Source organism: Nonomuraea sp. B19D2 (assembly GCF_040137845.1).
Taxonomy (GTDB): domain Bacteria; phylum Actinomycetota; class Actinomycetes; order Streptosporangiales; family Streptosporangiaceae; genus Nonomuraea.
This window is the reverse complement of sequence record NZ_JBEFAK010000039.1, coordinates 24,063-44,451: the sequence shown is the minus strand read 5'-3', so window position 1 is coordinate 44,451 and position 20,389 is coordinate 24,063. Positions and strand designations below refer to the sequence as shown.

Here is a 20,389-nt window from a genome sequence, read left to right as displayed (position 1 = left end):
GTAGTCACGACACCTGGGTGCTGAACACGGTGTTGCGGCGCAACTGTTCGGCACACCACCGGAAGTGCCCGTCCCTGTCGTCCATGCCGAACAGATCGTACGTGGTGAGTGCGTATACGGCCTGGTAGGCGGTGAGGACGGCGGGCGCGTAGCCGAGTTCTTGTGCGAAGAACCGGGTGAGTTCGGCGGCGTGCTCCTCGGCGTACGTGCCGTACATGTCCCAGACGGCCGCGGTGACGGCCGCCTCGAAGGCCGGATCGCCTGCGGTCGTGTAGAAGCCGAAGTCGAGTACGGCGACGGGCCGGCCGGCGGCGTCGGTGTGGATGTTGGGCGGCACGAGGTCACCGTGGATCGCTGTGACCGGAGCGTCGGGAAGCGACCGCAGGGCGTTCAGCGTGCGTTCGATCCCCGCGCTGAAGTCCGGCACACGAACGGCCAGCGCAGGGCCGTGCCGCCCCATGGCTCGGACGACCAGGGCCGCGAGCGCGTCCTGGAAACGGTCGTGACCCTGCCACAGCGGACGGTCGTCGCCCTGCACGGTCAGTTGACGCATGGCGTCCGTACCCGGCACCGAGGCGAGGCCACGCAGGACGGCGAGCAGCGCGTTCCTGTGCTGAACGGGCAGCTCGCGCTCGTAGTCCTCGTGCGCGGAGTCGCCCCGCATCGGGACGCCCGGCAGCTCACGCTCGTAGGTCACCACGACACCCTCGTGCTCGTGGACCTGGAAGATCTCCGGCGTGGCGAATGGCAGCCGGTGTTGTGCGATGTCCGCGTACACGTGGCGGGTGAGTTCGGTCGGCGGCCGCCCGGTCCACACCTTGGCGACCTGGCCGCCGCCCAGCCTGTAGACGACGCCCTCGACGCCGGCGCCGATACGGCGGGCCCCTGGGTGTCCGCGGTCCGCGAAGTATCCGGGCCACGGATCGGCGACGCGGCCCGCCTCAGGTTTCAGCGAGATCTCCATGTGCGCATTAGATCAGCAGCTGTACCGGCTCAGCCAGGCATTTTCCGTCAGCGGCTGCTCCGGGCCAGGCCGGCCAGGAGTCCCTTGACCTCGGTCGCCTCATAGGAGTCACGGTCGAAGGGGCCGATGATCAGCGGGCCGTCGTCGGGGACATCGGGCAGCCGGCCGTGACTGCCCCGCACCGGCGCCGGGTCGAGCGGCACCACCTGCATCGTGTAGCGGAAGCCCAGTTTCTTCCTGGCCAGCGCCGCCGCGGCGCGGAGCTTGACGAACGGATCACTCGGGTCCATGAACAGCTCGGCGGGGTCGTAGCCGGGTTTGCGGTGGATGTCCACGAGCCTGGCGAAATCGGGGGCGCGGTCGTCGGAGAGCCAGTAGTAATAGGTGAACCAGGCGTCGGGCTCCGCCACCGCGACGAGCTCACCGGCCCGTTCGTGGTCGAGCCCGTACTTCGCCTTCCCCGCCTGGTCGAGCACCTCGTCCACGCCGGCCAGCTCGGCGATGACGGCGCGGGTGCGGTCGAGATCGGCGGGATCTCGCACGTACACGTGGGCCACCTGGTGGTCGGCGACGGCGAAGGCCTGGGACGTCCACGGGTCGAGGTACTCCATCCCGGCCTGGGTGTAGACCTCCAGGAGACCCGCGGTGCGCAGCGCCCGGTTGATGTCCACCGGGCGGGACGCCGGGGTGATGCCGTATTCCGAGAGCACGACCACCTCGGCGTCCTCGGCGAGGAGCGGAGCCAGCGCGGCGTCGACGGCGCGGGCCGCGGCGATCGCCTCGGGACCGGCGGGGCCGTACCGCTGGAGGTCGTAGTCGAGGTGGGGCACGTAGACCAGCAGCAGATCCGGCCGTTCGCGGGCCAGGATGCGGCGGGCCGCGGCGATGATCCATTGGGAGGAGGCGATCCCCGCGTTGGGGCCCCAGTAGGTGAACAGGGGGAACGGTCCCAGCGCGGCCTCGAGGTCGTCGTGGAGTGAGGGCGGGCGGGTGTAGCAGTCGGGCGACTTACGGCCGTCGGCGTGGTAGACGGGGCGCGGGGTGACGAGCAGGTCGGTCGGCGCGCCCATCGCGTACCACCAGCAGACGTTGGCGGTGCGCAGGCCGGGCGCGGCGGTCCACAGCTGGTCGCCCTGGATGAGCGCGTTGTGCTGGCGCCACAGCAGCACCTCGCCGAGATCCCGGAAGTACCACCCGTTGCCGACGATGCCGTGGTCGCGGGGCATCGAACCGGTCAGCAGGGTGGCCTGCATCGAGCAGGTGACGGCCGGGAGCACGGGCCGCAGCGCGGCCGCCGCGCCCGCCTTCGCCACGTTCGGCATGTGCGCGAGCAGCCGCGGAGTGAGCCCGACGACATTGATCACGATCAGCGGTGCCATCACGTCTCCTTCAGCCCGAGGGCGGCGAGCTGCCCCCGCATCCAGTCGAGCTCGGCGGCGATGCCCTCCGCGATGTCGGCCGGCGCACCGGGAAGCACGTTCCAGGTGTAGGTCTCCACCTCGACGTGCCTGGTCAGCGGCCGTTCTCCGCCGAGGAGCGCGTCCAGCAGGTCACGCAGGTAGGGGGCGCTGGTGGCGAGCGGAGGGGGCGGCGCGTCGTGCAGCGGGACGTGGAAGTGCACGCGCCAGCTCTCGTCCGCGGGCAGGCCACCGGCCAGGGCCTCGCCCAGGTCGTCGGCGTATCCGGTGGCGGAGCGCGTCTGGTGGAGGAAACGGGCCTCGTCGAACGCGGCCAGCGCCCGCTGTGCCCCCGGCGGGACCTCCAAGGCGCACGACGCCTGGAGCTTCACGACCGGCAGCCCGCTGCCGGCGCCCGCGCCGGGTTCCTCGAAACCCACGGCCATGTGGCAGGCGTCCAGGCAGAGTCCGAGGTAGTCGTGGTCCACGTCGCTCAGCAGAGCGGTCGCCTGGGGCGTCGTCTCGACGATGCAACCGGGCTCCGGCTCGAAGCCCAGCCGGATCACCTTGCCGGTACGGCCGGCCAGCGCGCGCAGGCCCTGGGCGACCGCGTCGAGATTGGCCATGACCGCCGCCGCCTTCGCTCTCGTCCACCCGGTCCGCCAGGCGAGGGGAAGGGTGGAGATCGTGCCCTCGGTGACGTCGTCCGGCAGCAGCGCGGCGAGGATCTCGGCGAGCCCGAGCGTGTAGCGCAGCCGCTCCTCGTCGGCCCAGTCAGGGGTGTAGACGCGGTACTTCACGATCTCGTCGTGGAAGCCGCGGTAGGGGAACCCGTTGAGGGTCACGACCTCCAGCCCGAGCGCGGTCAGCCGCTCGCGCAGCCCGGCCAGCTCCTCGGGCCGGGCGAGGAGGTCCGCGGCGGCGTGCTGGGACAGCCACAGCCCGAGCCCGAGCCGTTCGACGCCGAGCAGGCGCCTGACCCGCGCGGCGACGCCGGACAGCTGACCGTGGATGCCGGGGAGATCCTCGGCGGGGTGGACATTGGTGCAGTAGGACAGGTGCACCGTCGAGCCGTCCGGATGGCGCAGCCGCATGGTCAGCCCCGCTTGATCGTGTTGCCGGCGTAGTCCGGGTCGGCTTCCGAGCCGGTCCCGAGGTCGAGTCGGCCGCTCTGCCCGTAGAAGGCGACCGGATTGCGCCACAGCACCCGATCCACGTCGTCCTCGCCGAAGCCGGCCGCGAGCATGACGTCGGCCACCTCGCGCGTCTTGAGCGGGTCGCTCCGTCCCCAGTCGGCGGCCGAGTTCACCAGCATCCTGTCCGTGCCGTACTCCTTGAGCAGGGCCACCATCCGGTCCGGGTCCATCTTGGTGTCGGGGTAGATCGAGAACCCCATCCAGCAGCCCGAGTCCGCGACCATGCCGACGGTCATCTCGTTGAGGTGGTCGACCAGCACCTGCTCGGGAGGCGTGCCGGCGGCCCGGACCACGTCGAGCGTCCGGCGGGTGCCCGCGGCCTTGTCCCGATGCGGCGTGTGCACGAGTACCGGGAGATCATTCTCCTGCGCCAGGGCGAGCTGGGCCTCGAAGACCCGTTCCTCCGCTGCTGTCATCGAGTCGTAGCCGACCTCGCCGACCGCGACGACGGAGTCCTTCAGCAGGTATCGCGGTAACTCGGCCAGCACCCCCGCGCACCGCGGATCGTTCGCCTCCTTCGGGTTGAGCGCGAGCGCGCAGTGGTGGTGGATGTCGTACTGCGCGGCGCGGTACGGCTCCCAGCCGAGCAGCGCGTCGAAGTAGTCGAGGAAGCTGCCCACGTTGGTACGGGGCTGCCCCAGCCAGAAGGCGGGTTCGACGACGGCTCGGACCCCCGCGGCGTGCATGCGCTGGTAGTCGTCGGTGGTCCGGGAGGTCATGTGGATGTGGGGGTCGAAGATGCGCATTCAGCTCCTCTCCAGGACGTCGCGCGGGACGGGCCGGCCGGCCGCCCGCAGCTCCGCCGCGTAGTCCGACAACATCCGGGCCAGTTCGGCGTCGAAGCGGCGGTCCAGCTCGGCCACCGCCGCCAGCGGGATCGACATGAAGACGCACTTGAGCACCCCTTGCCGGAAGGAGTGGTCGTCCAGCCACGCCGAGCCGTACGGGCCGAGGGCCGCGGCGACCAGCCGCGCGTCATTGGTGCGCAGCGCGTCCTCCACCAGCCCGACCGCCGTCCCTTCCAGACCGAGCTCATGCAGGACGGTCAAAATCGCCAGCCGCTCGCCGCTGTCGCCGGCCTCGTACAGTCCGCGGATCACCGCGTGGTCGCCGTGCAGCGCGCCGAGCAGCGCGCGCCGGGCGCCGGGGCCGCCCCGCCGTTCGGCCTGCGGGAAGAGCCGGTGGATCGCGTGCGGGTCAGTCTCGACCTGCCGGACGGCCTGTGCCAGCCACTCCTGTGCCGGCTCCTTCATGTGCCCTCCTCAAGAACTCGATCGATCGGCGGGCGACCTGCGGGGCCGCATGGCTGTGCCGGGCCAGCTCCACGGCCACCAGACCCGAGTAGCCGTGCAGAGCGGCGAGCACCGGCACGAAGTCGATCTCCCCCTCGCCGAATTCCAGGTGCTCGTGAACCCCCCGGCGCATGTCCTCGATCTGCACGTGCACGGTGTACGGCAGCGCCCGGCGGACACAGGTGTCCAGGTCTTCCCGCTCCACGCAGTGGCAGTGCCCGACGTCGAGGGTGAGACCGAACCGGGGATGGGCGCCGAGCATCGCACGCAGCCGCTCGAAGCCGTCCAGGTCGGCGACGAGCATCCCGGGTTCGGGTTCGAATCCCAGCGTGACGCCCACCTGGTCGGCCTCGTCGAGCAGCCGCGCGCACTGGCAGGCCAGCCGCGTGTACGCCTCCGCCTCCGGCATGCCGTCGGGCCGTACCCCGCTCCACAGATGCACCACGGGAGCGCCCAGATCGGCGGCGACCCGCATCGCCGTGATCAGGAACTCCACTCTGCGTTCGGCGTCGTCGCTGATGAGGGTCGGATGGTGTTTGCGCAGGGGATCGAGGGTGTAACGCCCGCCCGTCTCGACGACGGCATCGAGGCCGAGGCGTTCGAGGAGCCCGGCGATTCGCGACACCTCCGCGGCCAGGCCGGGGGAGTGGGGGTCGAGATGACCGTGGTCGAGTGTGATCGCCGCACCGGTGTACCCCAGATCGGCCAGGACCGCGAGCGCCTCAGGAAGCCGGTGGCCGGCGAAGCCGTTGGTGCAGTAGGCCCACTTCACGATGTCGCCAGCCGGGATGAGAGCCACCTTCCCAAAGGCAGCGCACACAGCAGCGCGCCCGCCGTCGTGAACCGCCCGCCACCGGCGACCGCCGCCGCCTGGAGCGGGATCAGGCCGAGGATGCTCAGGCGGACGGCCTGCCGCACGTTCTCGGGGTCGGGATGGGTCCGTAACCCGGCCTGGACCGGGAGGGTGGAGGCGAGATAGCCGGCGATGAGGACTCCCGCTCCGGCCCGGGCGGCGGCTCCGTTGCGCACGCAGGAGGCGGCCGCCAGCCCGGCCGCCGCGGTGCTGGCCACGAGCGCGCGCTCGGCGGTCCCGCGTGCCGCCCCCGTCACCTCGGCCCGGCCCAGAACGCTGATCCCGTAGGTGTGCGCGCCTATCGCCAGCGCCGCCGGCACGGCGGCCCTGGCCTGCTCGCCGGCGCCCAGGAGCACGTCCAGCACGCGGCAGACCGCCATCGACGCCGGTCCCGCCGCCGTCCGTTTGAGGCCCAGGTCGTAGGCCCAAACCGCGCCGGCCAGCAGGCCGGCGACGGTGAGACCGCGACGGCCGCCGGCGACGGCGGCGCTGGCCAGGCCCGCGCCGGTCAGGGCGGCCGCGAGACCGAGCGCGGCGCCCGGGTGGACCCGGCCTGACGGGATCGGGCGTTCAGGACGCTCGACGGCGTCCGCCTCACGGTCTGCCCAGTCGTTGAGCGCCATCCCCGACCAGTACATGAGCACCGACGCCAGGGCCAGGCCCGGTGCCGGACGCCGCCCCGCGGCGGCGGCCCCCGCCATGGTGTCCCCCGGCACCGACAGTGCGGCCGGCGCGCGGACCAGCTCGAGCAGCGCCCTCATGACAGCTCCTCGGCGAAGGCGCGCAGCCGGGCGTACTGGGCGGCCAGCGCGTGCTCGTCCGTCCCCAGCGGGCTCTTGAAGAAGTAGCCGAGCTCGGGCAGCACGCCGTGCCGCCCTTTCTCGTGCGCGCGGGCGACCAGCCGGGCCAGGTCCAGGACGAGCGGAGCGGCCAGCGCCGAATCGCAGCCCTGCCAGGTGAACTGCAGCGTCATCCGCACGCCGAGAAAGCCGTCGAAGGTCACGTGGTCCCAGGCGGTCTTCCACTCTCCGAGATCCGGGACGTAGTCGATGTGCGTCTCCCCCTCGACGGGTCCTCCCAGGACCTTCGCGACGACCTGGTCCTTGGAGAGCTGCTTGCTGGATCTGGCGGCCGGATCGGCGAGTGTCGCCCCGTCGCCGCCGCCGAGCAGGTTGAGCCCGGACCAGGAGCGGACCCGCAGTGCGCGGTCGGCGAACATGGGCGCCAGGGCGCTCTTGATCAGGGTCTCGCCGGTCTTGCCGTCACGTCCCGCGTACGGCACGCCCCGGTGGGCGGCGAGTTCCGCCAGGGCGGGCAGGGCCGGCCCGGTGGAAGGGGTGAACTCCACATAGCCGCACCCGGCGTGGAACGCCGCATAGGCGTACAGCGAGCTCGGCGGCAGGACGTCGTCCCCCGCGGCGAGCCGCTCCTCGAGGCCGGCCAGCCTCTCGAACTCCGGGCGCGAGTTCACCGGGGGCTCGGTCGACGACACGTTCACGACGACCACCCGGGCAAGCCCGTGCCGGGCGCGGAAGCCGGCGATGTCGTCGATCAGCCGGGCCGCGGCCCGGCCGCCGTCGCCGGGGACGTAGCCCGGCCTGATCTCGGCGTCGGCGGCGTCCAGATCGGACGCGAGCAGCCCCGGGAGGTCCGGTGAGATGACCCCTGCTCTGCCCAGCTGTTCGGCGCGCTTGCGTAAGGACGTCTCGGTGATGTCATGGCCGCCGAAGACCAGGTCGGCCAGCGGAACCAGGTGCCCGGGAAAGCCGGGGGACTCGCTCACACATCCTTGCGGGGACGCGGCTCCCGCCCTGATGGCCGCGGCGCCCACGATGGCAGTGGTCGCCACGGATCCCCGTGCCCCGATAAGCCACACACCGAGCTTGTCCATGAAAGCTCCATCGTGTCGGGACTACCCCCCGCATGCGGAAGGCATCCGGTTTGTGTGTATCCGCGATGGTAAGAGCTACTTTTGTCGATGGTCAAGCATAAGGACGCCCAACGGCTGTCTTATCATCAGCTGCTTACGGCCATCACCGCCTGGTCCACCGCCTCGGGCGCCAGCACGTGCTCGAGCACCATCACCGCCGCACCGGTGATGCCCGCGCGGTCGCCGAGCTCGCTCGCCAGGATGCCGAGGTGCTGCGTGGCCAGCGGCAGAGACCTGCTGTAGACCACCTCGCGGACGCCGGCGAGCAGGTGTTCGCCCGCCTCCGCGAGGTCGCCGCCGATGACGATGAGCGAGGGGTTGAAGAAGCTGACGACCGAGGCCAGGATCGTGCCGATCTCCCGGCCGGCCTGCCGGACCGCCTGGATCGCGGAGACGTTGCCCGCTCGCACCAGCCTGACGACGTCGCGGCTGTCGGAGGCGTCCTCACCCGCCGCGCGCAGGCGGGCGGCCAGCGCGCCACCGCCCGCCACGGCCTCCAGGCATCCGGTGTTGCCGCAACGGCAGACGACATCCTCGTACGACGGGACCCGGATGTGGCCGATGTCGCCGGCCGCTCCCTGGACGCCGCGATGCAGGCGGCCCTCGCTCATGATCCCGCAGCCCACACCGGTGCCGATCTTGACGAAGATCATGTGCTTGACCTGCGATCGCATCGCCCAGTACTCGCCGAGCGCCATGATGTTCACGTCGTTGTCGACCAGCACCGGGGCGCCGAGCCGGGCGCTCAGCCACTCGGGCACCGCGAAGCGGTCCCACCCCGGCATGATCGGCGGGTTGACCGGCCTGCCGGTGTCGTGCTCCACCGGGCCGGGGAGGCCGACGCCGATGCCGCACACGTCGGCGATGCCGCGTCCGCACTCGCCGAGCAACTCGTGGAAGCTCTCGACGAGCCAGGTCAGCACGGGCACCGGGCCCCGGTCGACGGGCATCTCGGCACTGCGCTCGGCGAGCACGGCGGTCGCGAGGTCGGTGACGGCGAGCCGGGCGTGCGTCACGCCCAGGTCCGCCGCCAGCACGACCCGTGCGCTCTGGTTGAAGGCGAACGTCGTCGCGGGACGCCCGCCGGACTGGATCGCATCGTCGGTCGCTGCCACGAGGCGCTGATTGAGCAGGGCGTCCAGCCGGAGCGACAGCGTCGAGCGGGCCCATCCGGTGAGCTGGGCCAGCTCGGCGCGGGTGCGGGGCCGCCCGTCGCGCAGGATCGAGAGCAGGACCCCTGCGCCAGTGGCCGAGCCACTGGTGTCGATCGGCGTACTCTCAGTCAACACCTGCTCCGTTCGTCGGGACGACATCTTTCGTGATCTCCTCCAGATTATGTCGTACCGGTGGGAACTTTTGCTTGACCGTCGACATAAGCCCGCTTAGCATCCCGCAACATGAGGGATATAAGCCCGCAACTTGCCGGTAGCCCCGGAGCGGGGAGGCGGACCGAGTGCTGAGCATGCGCGGCATCGGCAAGAGCTTCCTGGGCGTGCGGGTGCTCTCCGGAGTCGACCTGGACGTGACGGCCGGCGAGGTCCACGCCGTCGTCGGCGAGAACGGCGCCGGCAAATCCACCCTGATGAAGATCGTCTGCGGGGTTCACGCGCCGGACGAGGGCACGATCGAGATCGACGGTCGGCCCGTCTCCTTCGGCCATCCGCTCGAGGCGCAGCGCTCCGGCATCGCGATCATCTACCAGGAATTCAACCTGCTGCCCGAGCGCACCGTCGCCGAGAACGTCTTCCTGGGGCGCGAGCCCGTCAGGCGGGGCCTGGTCGACCGGGTCGCCATGGAGGAGGCGGCCGCGCGGCTCCTCGACGAGCTGGGCGAGGACTCCTTGGGCCCCCGCGACGCCGTCAAGCGCCTGTCGGTGGCCCAGCAGCAGGTCGTCGAGATCGTCAAGGCATTGTCGGTGAACGCCCGGCTCGTCGTCATGGACGAGCCCAGCGCGGCGCTCGCCGAGCACGAGGTCGAGCTGCTCTACCGGCTGATCGGGCGGCTGCGGGAACGCGGCATCGCCGTCGTGTACATCTCACACCGATTACGCGAGGTCTTCGACCTCGCCGACCGCGTCACCGTGCTCAAGGACGGCTCGCGCGTCACCACGCTCCCGATCGGCGAGGTGACCCCCGACGAGCTGATCCGCCTGATGGTGGGGCGCGACCTCGGCACCTACTTCCCACCCCGCTCGGCCGGCGCCGGCGAGGTACGGCTCAACCTGCGCGGAGCGGGCAACCACAAGCTCCGCCACATCGATCTGGAACTGCGTGCCGGGGAGATCGTCGGCATCGCGGGCCTGCAGGGATCCGGCAGATCCGAACTCGCCAAAGCGATCTTCGGCGCGGAGCCGTTCACCACGGGCGAGATGACCCCGTCGCGCCCGACTTCGGTCCGGGAAGGCGTGGCCATGGGCATCGGGCTGGTGACCGAGGACCGCAAGGCCGAAGGGCTCGCGCTGCGCCAGTCCGTGCGCGACAACGCTCTGCTCGTCGCCCGCGCGGTGGGCGCCAAGGGCCGCAACGGCCTCCGCGACCTGCTCGAACGGGTGCGCCTCTCGCCTCCGCGCCAGGACCAGGAGGTCCGCTACCTGTCCGGAGGCAACCAGCAGAAGGTCGTGCTCGCCAAATGGATGACGACGGCGCCGCGGGTGCTGCTGTTCGACGAACCGACCCGGGGCGTCGACGTCGGGGCCAAGGCCGCGATCCACGACCTGATGCGCGAGCTGGCGAATGACGGCATGGCCATCATGATGATCTCTTCCGAGCTGCCCGAGCTCATCGGCATGAGCGATCGCGTCGTCGTCCTGCGCGACGGCCGCATCGCGGGCACGCTGCCGGCAGGGGCCTCCGAGGAGGCCATCATGCGCCTGGCCGCGGGAGAGGTGGCCTGAATGAACCTGCTCGTACGCGTCCGCCGTCCCGCCCGCCGCGGCGAGGCGCACGGCGGCCTGGCGGCGCTGTTGCGCGAACCCACACAGGTGGTGTTCCTCGCGCTGCTCGGCCTGGTCGCGGTCGGCTGGGCCCTCGCCGCGCTCGATGGCGACCAGTTCCTCACCATGGAGAGCGTCGTCGGGATCCAGCAGCGTTCGGCGGCCCTCGGCATCGTGGCGATCGGGCAGACGCTGGCGATCCTGGCCGGGTCGCTCGACCTGTCCGTGGCGTACCTGATCAGCCTGTCCTCGCTGGTCGCGGCGGAGATCATGGCGGGCCAGGACGGAGGCATCGTGCCGGCCGTCGCCGCGGTGCTGGCGATCAGCGCGCTGGTGGGGCTGGTCAACGGGCTGGTCATCACCAGGCTCCAGGTCCACGCCTTCATCGCCACGCTCGGCGTCGCCCTGATCATCAAGGGCATCGTCGACCACCTGTACGACGGCCCGGCTGGCAAGGTGCCCGAGTCGTTCCAGCTCCTCGGCTACTCCCGCATCGGGCCGATCCCCATCTCCGCCCTGCTCTGGGCGGGCGTGGCGGTCGTGGCCTGGTTCCTGCTGAGCAGGACCCGGCTGGGGTACCGGATCTACGCGGTGGGCGGGAACGAGGAGGTCGCCCGGCTGTCCGGGATCCGTACGGGGCGGGTCATCGTGCTCACCCACGTGCTCTGCTCGGTCTGCGCCGGCATCGCGGGCCTGCTGCTGGCCAGCAGGCTCGGGGCAGGGGCGCCCACGGTGGGCACCGACGGCGGCTACGACCTGGAGTCCATCGCCGCGGTCGTGCTCGGCGGGACCGCGCTGGCCGGAGGCAAGGGCGGGGTCGCCGGAACCGTGGGCGGGGTCCTGCTGCTGGCCGTCCTGGACACCGTCTTCAATCAGCTCGAGGTCAACTCCTTCGTCAAGGACGTGGTCCGCGGCGTGGTCATCGTCATCGCGGTGGCCGTCTACGCCCGGCGCGGAACAAGGCGGTCGGCATGAAGCGGACACTTCCCATCCTCGCGGTCCTCGTGGTGCTGCTGGCCGCGATCGCGGTCGCCAACCCCTTCTTCCTGGAGCCCGCCGGGTTCCTGGCCTTCCTCAAACGGGCCGCGCCGCTGGTGATCCTCGCCGCGGGACAGTATTTCGTCATCGTCTCCGGCGAGTTCGACCTGTCGGTCGGCTCGCTGGTGACGGCCGAAGTGGTGATCGCCGCGCGGCTCATCGACGGCGACGAGTCCGCCACCTGGCCGGTCCTCGCCCTGCTGATCGTCGTCGGGCTGTTCGCCGGACTGGTCAACGGCGTGCTTACCACCAAGCTGCGGGTGCCGTCGTTCATCGTGACGCTCGGCATGCTGCTCATCCTCAGCGGGGCGGTCTTCCTCTGGACGGGCGGCGCGCCGCGTGGTGCGCTGTCGGAGGGCTTCCGGGTGTTCGGCCGGGGCGGCCTCGGGCCGCTGCCGTGGTCGGTGCTGATCCTGCTGGCCGTGGGCGCGGCGGCGATCTGGCTCATGCGCGCCGATTTCGGCAAGACGCTGATGGCCACCGGTGACAATGAGCGTGCCGCGGCGCTGTCCGGGGTCCGGGTCGACCGGGCCAAGATCTTCGCCTTCATGCTCTCCGGTCTGGCCGCGGCCGTCGCGGCGATCCTGCTCGGCGGTTTCGCCGGGGTCTCGGCGCAGGTGGGCCAGGGACTCGAGTTCTCCGCCATCACCGCGGTCGTCCTCGGCGGCGTGGTGCTCGGCGGCGGCCGCGGCTCCGCGCTGGCCGCCATGGCCGGGGCCGTCACGCTGGAGGCGCTGTTCACCTTGCTCAACCTGTACGGAATCTCGGGGGCGCTGGAGTTCACCGTGCAGGGCGTCATCATCATCGCCGCGGTCGCGGCGGGAGCCATCCGACTTCCCCGGAAGTTCACCCCCCGAAGAGGAGACGCCCATGCCGCGTCGTAAGGCCGCAGTCGCCGTTTTCGCCGCGCTCGCTCTGGCCGGCTGCACCACCGACAAGCCGACGGCAACCACCCGACCCGCAGCGCCCGCCGCGAGCGCCAGCCAGAGCGCTCAAGGTTCGGGCACGGGCGCGCAGTCGAAGTTCTTCGTGCAGGCGGACTTCGACGCCCAGCTGGCCATGCGCTCCCAGACGCCGCAGGGCCCCACGGACAAGCCCTGGGAGCAGGCCATCGCGCCGAAGATGATCGACACGGCGAAGTACAAAAAGGACGGGCCGTACCACCTGTGCTTCTCCAACGCGGCGGTCAACAACCCCTGGCGCCAGGTCGGGTGGAAGACGATGCAGGCCGAGGCCGGCCTGCACAAGGAGATCACCAAGTTCACCGCGCTGGATGCCGAAGGCAAGGACGACAAGCAGATCTCCGACATCGCCGAGCTGCAGGCCAAGGGCTGCGACGCACTGATCGTCTCGCCGAACACCACGGCCACGCTCACCCCCGCCGTGACGGCCGCCTGCGGGAAGGTGCCCGTCATCGTGTTCGACCGGGGCGTCGAGACGGACTGCCCGGTGACGTTCATCAAGCCCATCGGCGGCTACGCCTTCGGCGCCGATGCCGCCGAGTTCCTGGTCGAGAAGGTGCCGGCGGGCGGGAAGGTGCTGGCGCTGCGCATCCTGCCCGGCGTGGACGTGCTGGAGACCCGCTGGTCGGCGGCGAAGGTGGTCTTCGACAAGAGCAAGCTCCAGGTGGCGGGGGTGGAGTTCACCGACGGCGACGCCGCCAAGACCAAGAGCATCGTCAGCGACTACATCCAGCGGCACGGCAAGATCGACGGCGTCTGGATGGACGCGGGCGCCACGGCGGTGGCCGCGATCGAGGCGTTCGAGGACGCCGGCCTGCCGGTGCCGCCGATCAACGGCGAGGACCAGCAGGACTTCCTGCAGAAGTGGAAGGACGCGGGCCTCACCGCCGTCGCACCCACGTACCCGACCTACCAGTGGCGCACCCCGATCATCGCCGCGCTGAAGATCCTCAAGGGCGAGGAAGTGCCCGAGATGTGGAACCTGCCGCAGCCGAAGGTCACCAGCGAGAACCTGCCGACCTACCTCAAGCCCAACATGCCGCCGCTGCACTACGCGCTGTGCGGTTGTGAGGACCTGCCCGGGTTCCCCGAGACCTGGGGCGGGAAGAAGAGCTGATCGGCTCCTTTCGCGAACCGACGACGAAGAGGGACGCCATGTTCTCCATCGGAGTGAACACCTGGGTCTGGGTCTCCCCGCTGACCGACGACGACCTGGCGCGGCTTGCGCCCCGCATCGCCGGGTGGGGCTTCGACGTCATCGAGCTGCCCGTCGAGCAACCCGGCGACTGGAACCCGGACAAGGCCGCGGCGGTGCTGGCCGAGCAGGGGCTGGCGGCGTCCGTGGTACTGGTCATGCCGCCGGGGCGCGAGCTCGTGGCCGCCTCCCCGGAGACGGTCCGCGCAACCCAGGACTATCTGCGGCACTGCGTCGACGTGGCGGCGACCGTCGGCTCCCCGGTGATCGGGGGGCCGGCGTACGCCTCGGTCGGCCGTACGTGGCGGCTGTCACCAGACGAGCGCCGGGGGGTCTACACCGAGTTGCGTGAGCATCTGCGGCCTGTCCTGGACCACGCGGCCGAGCGCGGCGTGAAGCTCGCGGTCGAGCCGCTCAACCGGTATGAGACCAGCCTCGTCAACACCGTCGAGCAGGCGCTGGAGGCGCTGCCCGAGGACTGCCACCTGGCACTCGACATGTACCACATGAACATCGAGGAGAAAGACCCCGCCCAGGCAGTGCGGGTCGCGGCGGATCGGATCGCGCACGTGCAGGTGTGCGGCACCGATCGCGGCACGCCGGGGGCCGACCGCTTCGACTGGCCCGGCTTCACCCGGGCCCTGCACGACGTCGGCTATCAAGGGCCGCTCGTCATCGAGTCCTTCACCGCGCACAACCAGAGCATCGCCACCGCGGCCTCCATCTGGCGGCCCCTCGCGGAGAGCCAGGACGCGTTGGCCGCCGACGGCCTCGCCTACCTGCGCGCCCTCTGACGCCCGTTCACCCTCTCTGACATCCGCCGGCGTACGCCCAGTGGTGCCCGCGCCCGGCGGCTACCAGCTCAAGAACGTCGGCAGCGGCAAGTGCGCGGACATCCCGGGCGGCACGACCACGCCCGGCACCCAGCTCGTCCAGTGGACCTGCCACGCGGCCGGCAGCGGCGACGCACCCAACCAGTACTTCACCATGGTCCCGACCGGCGGCGGCGAAGGCCTCTTCCAGATCGTCTCCGCCAAGACCGGGCTGTGCGTCGACATCAACGGCGTCTCCCAGGCCGACGGCGCCGCGGTGATCCAGTGGAACTGCTCGAGCGCCCTCAACCAGACCTTCCGCCTCACCAAGGTCGGCGGAGGCGGTGACCCCGTCGACGAGACCCCGCCGACCACCACGGCGAAGCAGAACCCGGCCGAGCCGAACGGCAAGGACGGCTGGTATACCGCCGCGCCGGTCGAGATCACCCTGACCGCGGCGGACGAGGAGAACGGCAGCGGCGTGGCCGCCACCGAATACCGGATCGACAGTGGCGCCTGGACCCCCTACAGCACGCCGTTCACGGTCAGCGGTGACGGGGCGCACACCCTCGAGTACCGTTCCCGGGACGGCGCGGGCAACGTCGAGCAGGCCCGCTCGCTCACTATGAAGATCGATGCCACCGCCCCGCAGACCACTGCGTCGTTCGCCGCGCCGAACGAGACCGGATGGAGCAAGGACTCGGTCCCGGTCGAGCTGGCCGCGCAGGACACCCACTCCGGCGTCAAGCTCATCGAGTACTCGCTCGACGGCGGCGCCTGGACGGCGTACCCAGGAACGGCCGTGGTGGTGGACGGCGACGGCGAGCACGAGTTGCGCTACCGCACGGCCGACGCGGCGGGCAACGTCGAGGAGGAGAAGGCGGCGGTGCTGAAGATCGACGCCACCAAGCCCATCCTGCTCGTGTCGGGCGTGGCCGACGGGGAGGTGTACGGCGACTCCCAGGACGTGGTGATCAGCTGGGAGGCCGTGGACGCCACCTCGGGCGTCCGCAGCACGACCGGCACCCTCGACGGCGCCCCGCACACGCCGGATTCGGTGCTGCCGCTGTTCACTCAGACGCTGGCGGCGCACACGATCGCGGTGACCTCGACCGACAATGCCGGGAACGCGGTGACGACCTCGGTGCGGTTCAACGTCACCACTTCGCTGCGGGACATGCAGAACCTGCTCGACCGCTTCCGGGCCACCAGCTGGCTGTCAGCGGGCGCGCATGACAAGCTGACGAGCAAGCTGACCCAGGCCCGCAGGGCGGAGGCGTCCGGCAACGACGGCCGGGCGGTGCGGCTCCTCACCGAATTCAAGGGACTCGCCGCGGACGCGAAGCTGGTCCCGCGCGCCGAGGTGCGCCAGGTGCTCACCCGCGACGCCGACAAGATGCTCTCGGTCATCGGCGGCTGACAGTTGAACGTCGGGGGCCGGGGCGCATCGCTGCGCCCCGGCCCGCCGGTGTCCGTGTCGTGGCTGAGGTGGTCGCTGGTGATCGCCCGGCATAGAGCTTGAAAGTTTCACACTCATCGGCGCCTGGTCAATTCGGAATATGCGGCCAACTTTTGTTCGAGGTGAGAGCCGATGGGACAGGTAGACGCCATCTGAAATGCCGATCTCCGATAAGGCAGGAGACCTTCGCTCAGCGTAAGAGGAAAAGCCGGTCTCTGATGCGATAAATAAGCATGCTTGACAGGTTTGTTGGGCAGACCTATTTTCGTTCCGAATCGATTCGACACCTGTCGCATGGTCACGCTCGGCGTCACCGTGCGAAGCGCCGCCCGGCACGACTCCCGCCCGCCGCCTGAGTGCGGGGGAGATCGTCGAAGTGGCCCGGCTGCGGGACTCGGCCCGCACCGAGCCGGCCAAGGCACCCGTCAACTCCGACCGTTGCCGGTACCCCCCAGGAGATCCTTCATGCGAAGACCACGTCTGCTTCCCGCCCTGGCCGCAACGTTATTAGGGCTGTCGGTGTCCTTGGTGCCGCTGGTGGCGCACGCGGCCGCTCCGGAGTTCAAGGTGCTGCTGTTCACCGAGACGGCGAGCGGCGCCTATCGGCATGACTCCATCCCCGCCGGTGTCGCGATGTTCCAGCAGATGGCGACCGACAACAACTTCCAGCTCGACCACAGCGAGGACTCCGCCGTCTTCACGACCGCGACCCTGAACACCTACGACGCGGTGATCATGTTCCAGACCAACGGCATGGTGTGGGACAACGACGCCCAGCGTCAGGCCTTCCAGGCGTATGTGCGCGGCGGCCACGGCATCGTCGCGATCCACAACGCCACCGACATGAACATCGAGGCGCAGTTTCCCTGGTGGGACCAGGTTGTCCTGGCCGGCGCGCACATGACCGCGCATTCGGCGATCCTGCAGGGCACCGCCAAGGTGGCCGACAAGGCTCACCCCGCCACGAAGGGCCTGCCGGATCGGTGGGTGCGCCCAGAGGAGTGGTACAACTTCGACAAGAACATGCGGGGCTCGGTGCACGTGCTGGTGACCGCGGATGAGACCACCTATGACGCGGGGCCGAACAAGATGGGCGCCGACCACCCGATCTCCTGGTGTCACAACCCGGAGGGCGGCCGGGTGTGGGCCACCGCGATGGGCCACCAGGCGTCCTCCTATTCGGAGTCGTCGTTCAAACAGCACCTGCTGGGTGCGGTGAAGTGGGCGGCGGGCGCGGCGCCGGGTGACTGCGGCGGCACGGTCGCGGCCCGGTTCCAGAAGGTGACCCTCGACGGCGCACCGGACCAGCCGATGGAACTGGACGTGGCCGCCGACGGCAGGGTCTTCTACGTTTCGCGCTCGGGCAAGGTGAACCTGATCACCGCCAACGGTGGGGGCACACGCGTCATCGGCACCCTGCCGGTGTACGACGGCGGCGAGGACGGCGGCATCGGGCTGGCGCTGGATCCGAACTTCGCCACCAACGGCTGGATCTACGTCAACTATTCGCCGTCCAATGGCGGTGAGGTGAACCGGGTATCGAGGTTCACCTTCAACGGCACCAGCCTCGACCTGGCGAGTGAGAAGAAGATCATCGAGGTTCCGGCGTACCGCAACGTCGACGAGCCCGGCCACACCGGCGGCTACCTCGCGTTCGGGCCGGGCGGGAACCTGTACATCGGTCCGGGTGACGACACCAATCCCAACGGGTCCAGCGGCTACGCCCCGATCGACGAGCGGCCGGGCCGGGAGCATTACGACGCCCAGCGGTCCTCGGCCAACACCAACGACCTGCGCGGCAAGATCCTGCGCATCCACCCCGAGCCCGACGGCGCCTACACGGTTCCGTCCGGCAACCTGTTCGCGCCCGGCACCGCCAAGACGCGGCCGGAGATCTACGCGATGGGCTTCCGCAACCCGTTCCGCTTCTCGGTCGACAAGGTGACGGGCTGGATTTCGCTGGGTGACTACGGCCCCGACGCCGGCGCCGCGAACCCCAGCCGCGGTCCCGAGGGCACCGTCGAGTGGAACCTGATCAAGCAGCCGGGCTTCTACGGCTGGCCGTACTGTGTCGCCAACAACATCCCGTTCAACGACTACAACTTCGCCACCAACACCTCCGGCGCGAAGTTCAACTGCTCGGCACCGGTCAACGACTCGCCCAACAACACCGGCCTGAGCAATCTGCCCGCGGCCAAGCCCGCGACCGTCTGGTACAACTACCACGTCTCGGCAGAGTTCCCCGAGATCAACTGCTGCGGCGGTGCGGCTCCGATGGGCGGCCCGTTCTACCGCTACGACCCGACCGGCGGCTCTGACCGCAAGTTCCCCGAGTATTTCGATGGCACGCCGTTCTTCTACGAATGGAGCCGCAACTTCGTCAAGGAGTTCCGCCTGGACTCCTCGGGCAATCTCCTGAAGATCAACCCCTTTGCGGCACAACTCGCCCCGCATGCGCCGATCGACATGAAGTTCGGTCCGGACGGCGCCCTGTACATGGCCGACTGGGGCAACGGCTTCGGCCACGCGAACACCGATGACAGCATCTACCGGATCGATTACGTAGCCGGAAACCGCGCACCCCTCGCCAAGGCGAGCGCCAACCCCGACTCGGGCGCGGCGCCGCTGACGGTGGCGTTCTCCTCGGCCGGCTCGTCCGACCCAGACGGCGACGCGATCACCTACGCGTGGGACTTCGGCGACGGCGGGAACTCCACCAGCGCCAACCCGTCCCACACCTACAACGCCAACGGCACGTACACGGCCAAGCTGACCGTACGGGACCTCGGCGGGAAGACGGGCAGCGTCACGTTGTCCATCGTCGTCGGCAACACCCGTCCCAAGGTCGTCTTCTCGGCTCCGCCCGACGGCGGGTTCATCGACTTCGGCGACCAGGTGGCCTACACGGTGAACGTCACCGACCCCGAGGACGGCGCCGTCGACTGCACCAAGGTCAACGTGATCACCGCGCTCGGCCATGACCAGCACGCCCACGACACCGGCCAGTACACCGGTTGCTCCGGGACGGTCACGACCACCGCGTCCGGCCATGACGAGGCCTCGAACGTCTACTATGTCCTGTCCGCCGACTACACCGACAAGGGCGGCCTGAAGGGCAGCGCCGGCATCACCCTGCAGCCCAAGCACAAGCAGGCCGAGCACTTCACCGGCTCGTCCGGAATCCGGATGATCGATGAGCCCGGAGCCGAAGGCGGCAGGCGCGTCGGCGACATCTCCAACAACGACTGGATCTCCTTCAGCCCGATCAACCTGTCCGGGATCGACACGGTGTCCTTCCGCGTCTCGGCGCCGTCCAACACCGGGGCGTCCATCGAGCTGCACGCCGACTCGCCGACCGGCGCCCTCATCGCCTCCAGCCCCGTGCCGGCGACCGGGGGATGGAACACCTACGTGTCCCTGCCCGCGGTGCAGGTCACCGATCCCGGCGGCACCCGCAATGTCCATGTCGTCTTCAAGGCGCCGTCCGCGAACTCGTTCGATGTGGACTCGTTCACCTTCAACGGCAGGGGCGTCGGACAGGGTGACGGCTCGCCCCCGGGCAGCACGAGCGCGCTGCGGGGTGTGGGGTCGAACCGGTGTCTCAACGGCGCCTCGTCGACGAACGGCACACAGGTGCAGATCTGGGACTGCAACGGGCAGCCCAACCAGCAGTGGACGTCGACCGCCGCGGGTGAGCTGCGGGTGTCCGGCAACAAGTGCCTGGACGTGAACGGGGCCGGGACGGCGGACGGCACCGCCGTGATCATCTGGGACTGCAACGGGCAGAACAACCAGAAATGGCGGTTCAACGCCGACGGCAGCGTCACTGCCGTCGGGGCGAACAAGTGCCTGGACGTCAGCGGTGCCGGCACCGCCAACGGCACCAAGGTGCAGATCTGGGCCTGCAACGGCCAGAACAACCAGAAGTGGACCCGCGTCTGAACGCCATGTGACGTCCGAACCCTGGAGCCGGCCCGCCCTCCTGCGGCCGGCTCCGGCGGCGTGCCTGCACCCGGTCGCCTGCGGCTGTTCGTAACGCCGGGCACGCACGTTGTTGCGCTGGCATGCCGATTTGGTGCGGCGCCGCTGGACGTTCAAGCGCCGCAGGCGGGGCCGACCTGCCACACGTCCCTCAGTGCGATCGCCGGTCCTCCGGATGGGCCGGGAGAACCTGTCCCGCTCGGAAATCCGGTTTCGTGCGGTGAGCTGGGGTTTTGCTGCGTGATCAGGGCAGTGGCTGCGACCATCGCGAGGTGGTGTCGGCACCCTGCGCCGCGAACTCCTGGACCGGATCCTGATCCTCAATGAACGCCTCCACGAGTACTCACATGCCGCGCTGGTCGTGCCGCGGTGCACGAT

General features: G+C 70.1%; 16 protein-coding genes. 7 read left to right on the top strand and 9 right to left on the bottom strand.

Going from position 1 to position 20,389, the window contains the following annotated elements; translation table 11 throughout:
* Positions 1-4: 4 nt before the first annotated feature.
* The 9 genes from ABN273_RS44730 to ABN273_RS44690 all read right to left on the bottom strand — a co-directional run bounded on the left by ABN273_RS44730 (position 5) and on the right by ABN273_RS44690 (position 8,945).
* Positions 5-964 carry an aminoglycoside phosphotransferase family protein gene (locus ABN273_RS44730; RefSeq protein WP_349455663.1) on the bottom strand — a complete coding sequence of 320 codons (960 nt, stop codon included), beginning with the start codon at positions 962-964 and terminating at the stop codon, positions 5-7.
* A gap of 47 nt (positions 965-1,011) precedes the next feature.
* Positions 1,012-2,343: an alkaline phosphatase family protein gene (locus ABN273_RS44725; RefSeq protein ID WP_349455662.1), complete on the bottom strand. Its 1,332-nt coding sequence runs from the start codon at positions 2,341-2,343 to the stop codon at positions 1,012-1,014.
* Positions 2,343-3,455, bottom strand: coding sequence for a metabolite traffic protein EboE (gene eboE / locus ABN273_RS44720; RefSeq protein WP_349455661.1), 1,113 nt, complete (start codon positions 3,453-3,455; stop codon positions 2,343-2,345). Before eboE ends, ABN273_RS44725 begins: the two co-directional genes overlap by 1 nt.
* Positions 3,456-3,457: 2 nt before the next feature.
* Complete coding sequence (locus tag ABN273_RS44715; RefSeq protein ID WP_349455660.1) at positions 3,458-4,303, bottom strand: TatD family hydrolase; 846 nt, start codon at positions 4,301-4,303, stop codon at positions 3,458-3,460.
* On the bottom strand, positions 4,304-4,810 hold the full coding sequence (locus ABN273_RS44710) for an EboA domain-containing protein (RefSeq protein ID WP_349455659.1): 507 nt from the start codon (positions 4,808-4,810) through the stop codon (positions 4,304-4,306). It lies immediately after the preceding gene.
* The gene (locus ABN273_RS44705; RefSeq protein ID WP_349455658.1) at positions 4,755-5,648 is read right to left on the bottom strand and encodes a sugar phosphate isomerase/epimerase family protein; all 894 of its coding nucleotides are present in this window, start codon (positions 5,646-5,648) and stop codon (positions 4,755-4,757) included. Before ABN273_RS44705 ends, ABN273_RS44710 begins: the two co-directional genes overlap by 56 nt.
* Positions 5,618-6,463: an SCO3242 family prenyltransferase gene (locus tag ABN273_RS44700; protein ID WP_349455657.1), complete on the bottom strand. Its 846-nt coding sequence runs from the start codon at positions 6,461-6,463 to the stop codon at positions 5,618-5,620. Before ABN273_RS44700 ends, ABN273_RS44705 begins: the two co-directional genes overlap by 31 nt.
* Entirely contained in the window at positions 6,460-7,593 is a 1,134-nt protein-coding gene (locus ABN273_RS44695) for an inositol-3-phosphate synthase (protein ID WP_349455656.1), read from the bottom strand. Before ABN273_RS44695 ends, ABN273_RS44700 begins: the two co-directional genes overlap by 4 nt.
* A 125-nt stretch (positions 7,594-7,718) precedes the next feature.
* Positions 7,719-8,945 carry an ROK family protein gene (locus ABN273_RS44690; RefSeq protein WP_349455655.1) on the bottom strand — a complete coding sequence of 409 codons (1,227 nt, stop codon included), beginning with the start codon at positions 8,943-8,945 and terminating at the stop codon, positions 7,719-7,721.
* 149 nt (positions 8,946-9,094) lie between these two features.
* Here ABN273_RS44690 and ABN273_RS44685 point away from each other — a divergent pair, with 149 nt between their 5' ends.
* The 7 genes from ABN273_RS44685 to ABN273_RS44655 all read left to right on the top strand — a co-directional run bounded on the left by ABN273_RS44685 (position 9,095) and on the right by ABN273_RS44655 (position 19,972).
* Complete coding sequence (locus ABN273_RS44685; protein ID WP_349455701.1) at positions 9,095-10,525, top strand: sugar ABC transporter ATP-binding protein; 1,431 nt, start codon at positions 9,095-9,097, stop codon at positions 10,523-10,525.
* Positions 10,526-11,539, top strand: coding sequence for an ABC transporter permease (locus tag ABN273_RS44680; protein WP_349455654.1), 1,014 nt, complete (start codon positions 10,526-10,528; stop codon positions 11,537-11,539).
* The gene (locus tag ABN273_RS44675; RefSeq protein WP_349455653.1) at positions 11,536-12,486 is read left to right on the top strand and encodes an ABC transporter permease; all 951 of its coding nucleotides are present in this window, start codon (positions 11,536-11,538) and stop codon (positions 12,484-12,486) included. Before ABN273_RS44680 ends, ABN273_RS44675 begins: the two co-directional genes overlap by 4 nt.
* Entirely contained in the window at positions 12,473-13,681 is a 1,209-nt protein-coding gene (locus tag ABN273_RS44670) for an ABC transporter substrate-binding protein (protein ID WP_349455652.1), read from the top strand. Before ABN273_RS44675 ends, ABN273_RS44670 begins: the two co-directional genes overlap by 14 nt.
* A 38-nt stretch (positions 13,682-13,719) precedes the next feature.
* Positions 13,720-14,553, top strand: a complete 834-nt coding sequence (locus ABN273_RS44665; RefSeq protein WP_349455651.1) for a sugar phosphate isomerase/epimerase family protein — start codon at positions 13,720-13,722, stop codon at positions 14,551-14,553.
* A 40-nt stretch (positions 14,554-14,593) separates the two neighbouring features.
* On the top strand, positions 14,594-15,991 hold the full coding sequence (locus ABN273_RS44660; protein WP_349455650.1) for an OmpL47-type beta-barrel domain-containing protein: 1,398 nt from the start codon (positions 14,594-14,596) through the stop codon (positions 15,989-15,991).
* Between the two features lie 504 nt (positions 15,992-16,495).
* A complete protein-coding gene (locus tag ABN273_RS44655; protein ID WP_349455649.1) occupies positions 16,496-19,972 on the top strand; it encodes a ThuA domain-containing protein in 3,477 nt (1,158 codons plus the stop codon).
* Positions 19,973-20,389 lie beyond the last annotated feature (417 nt).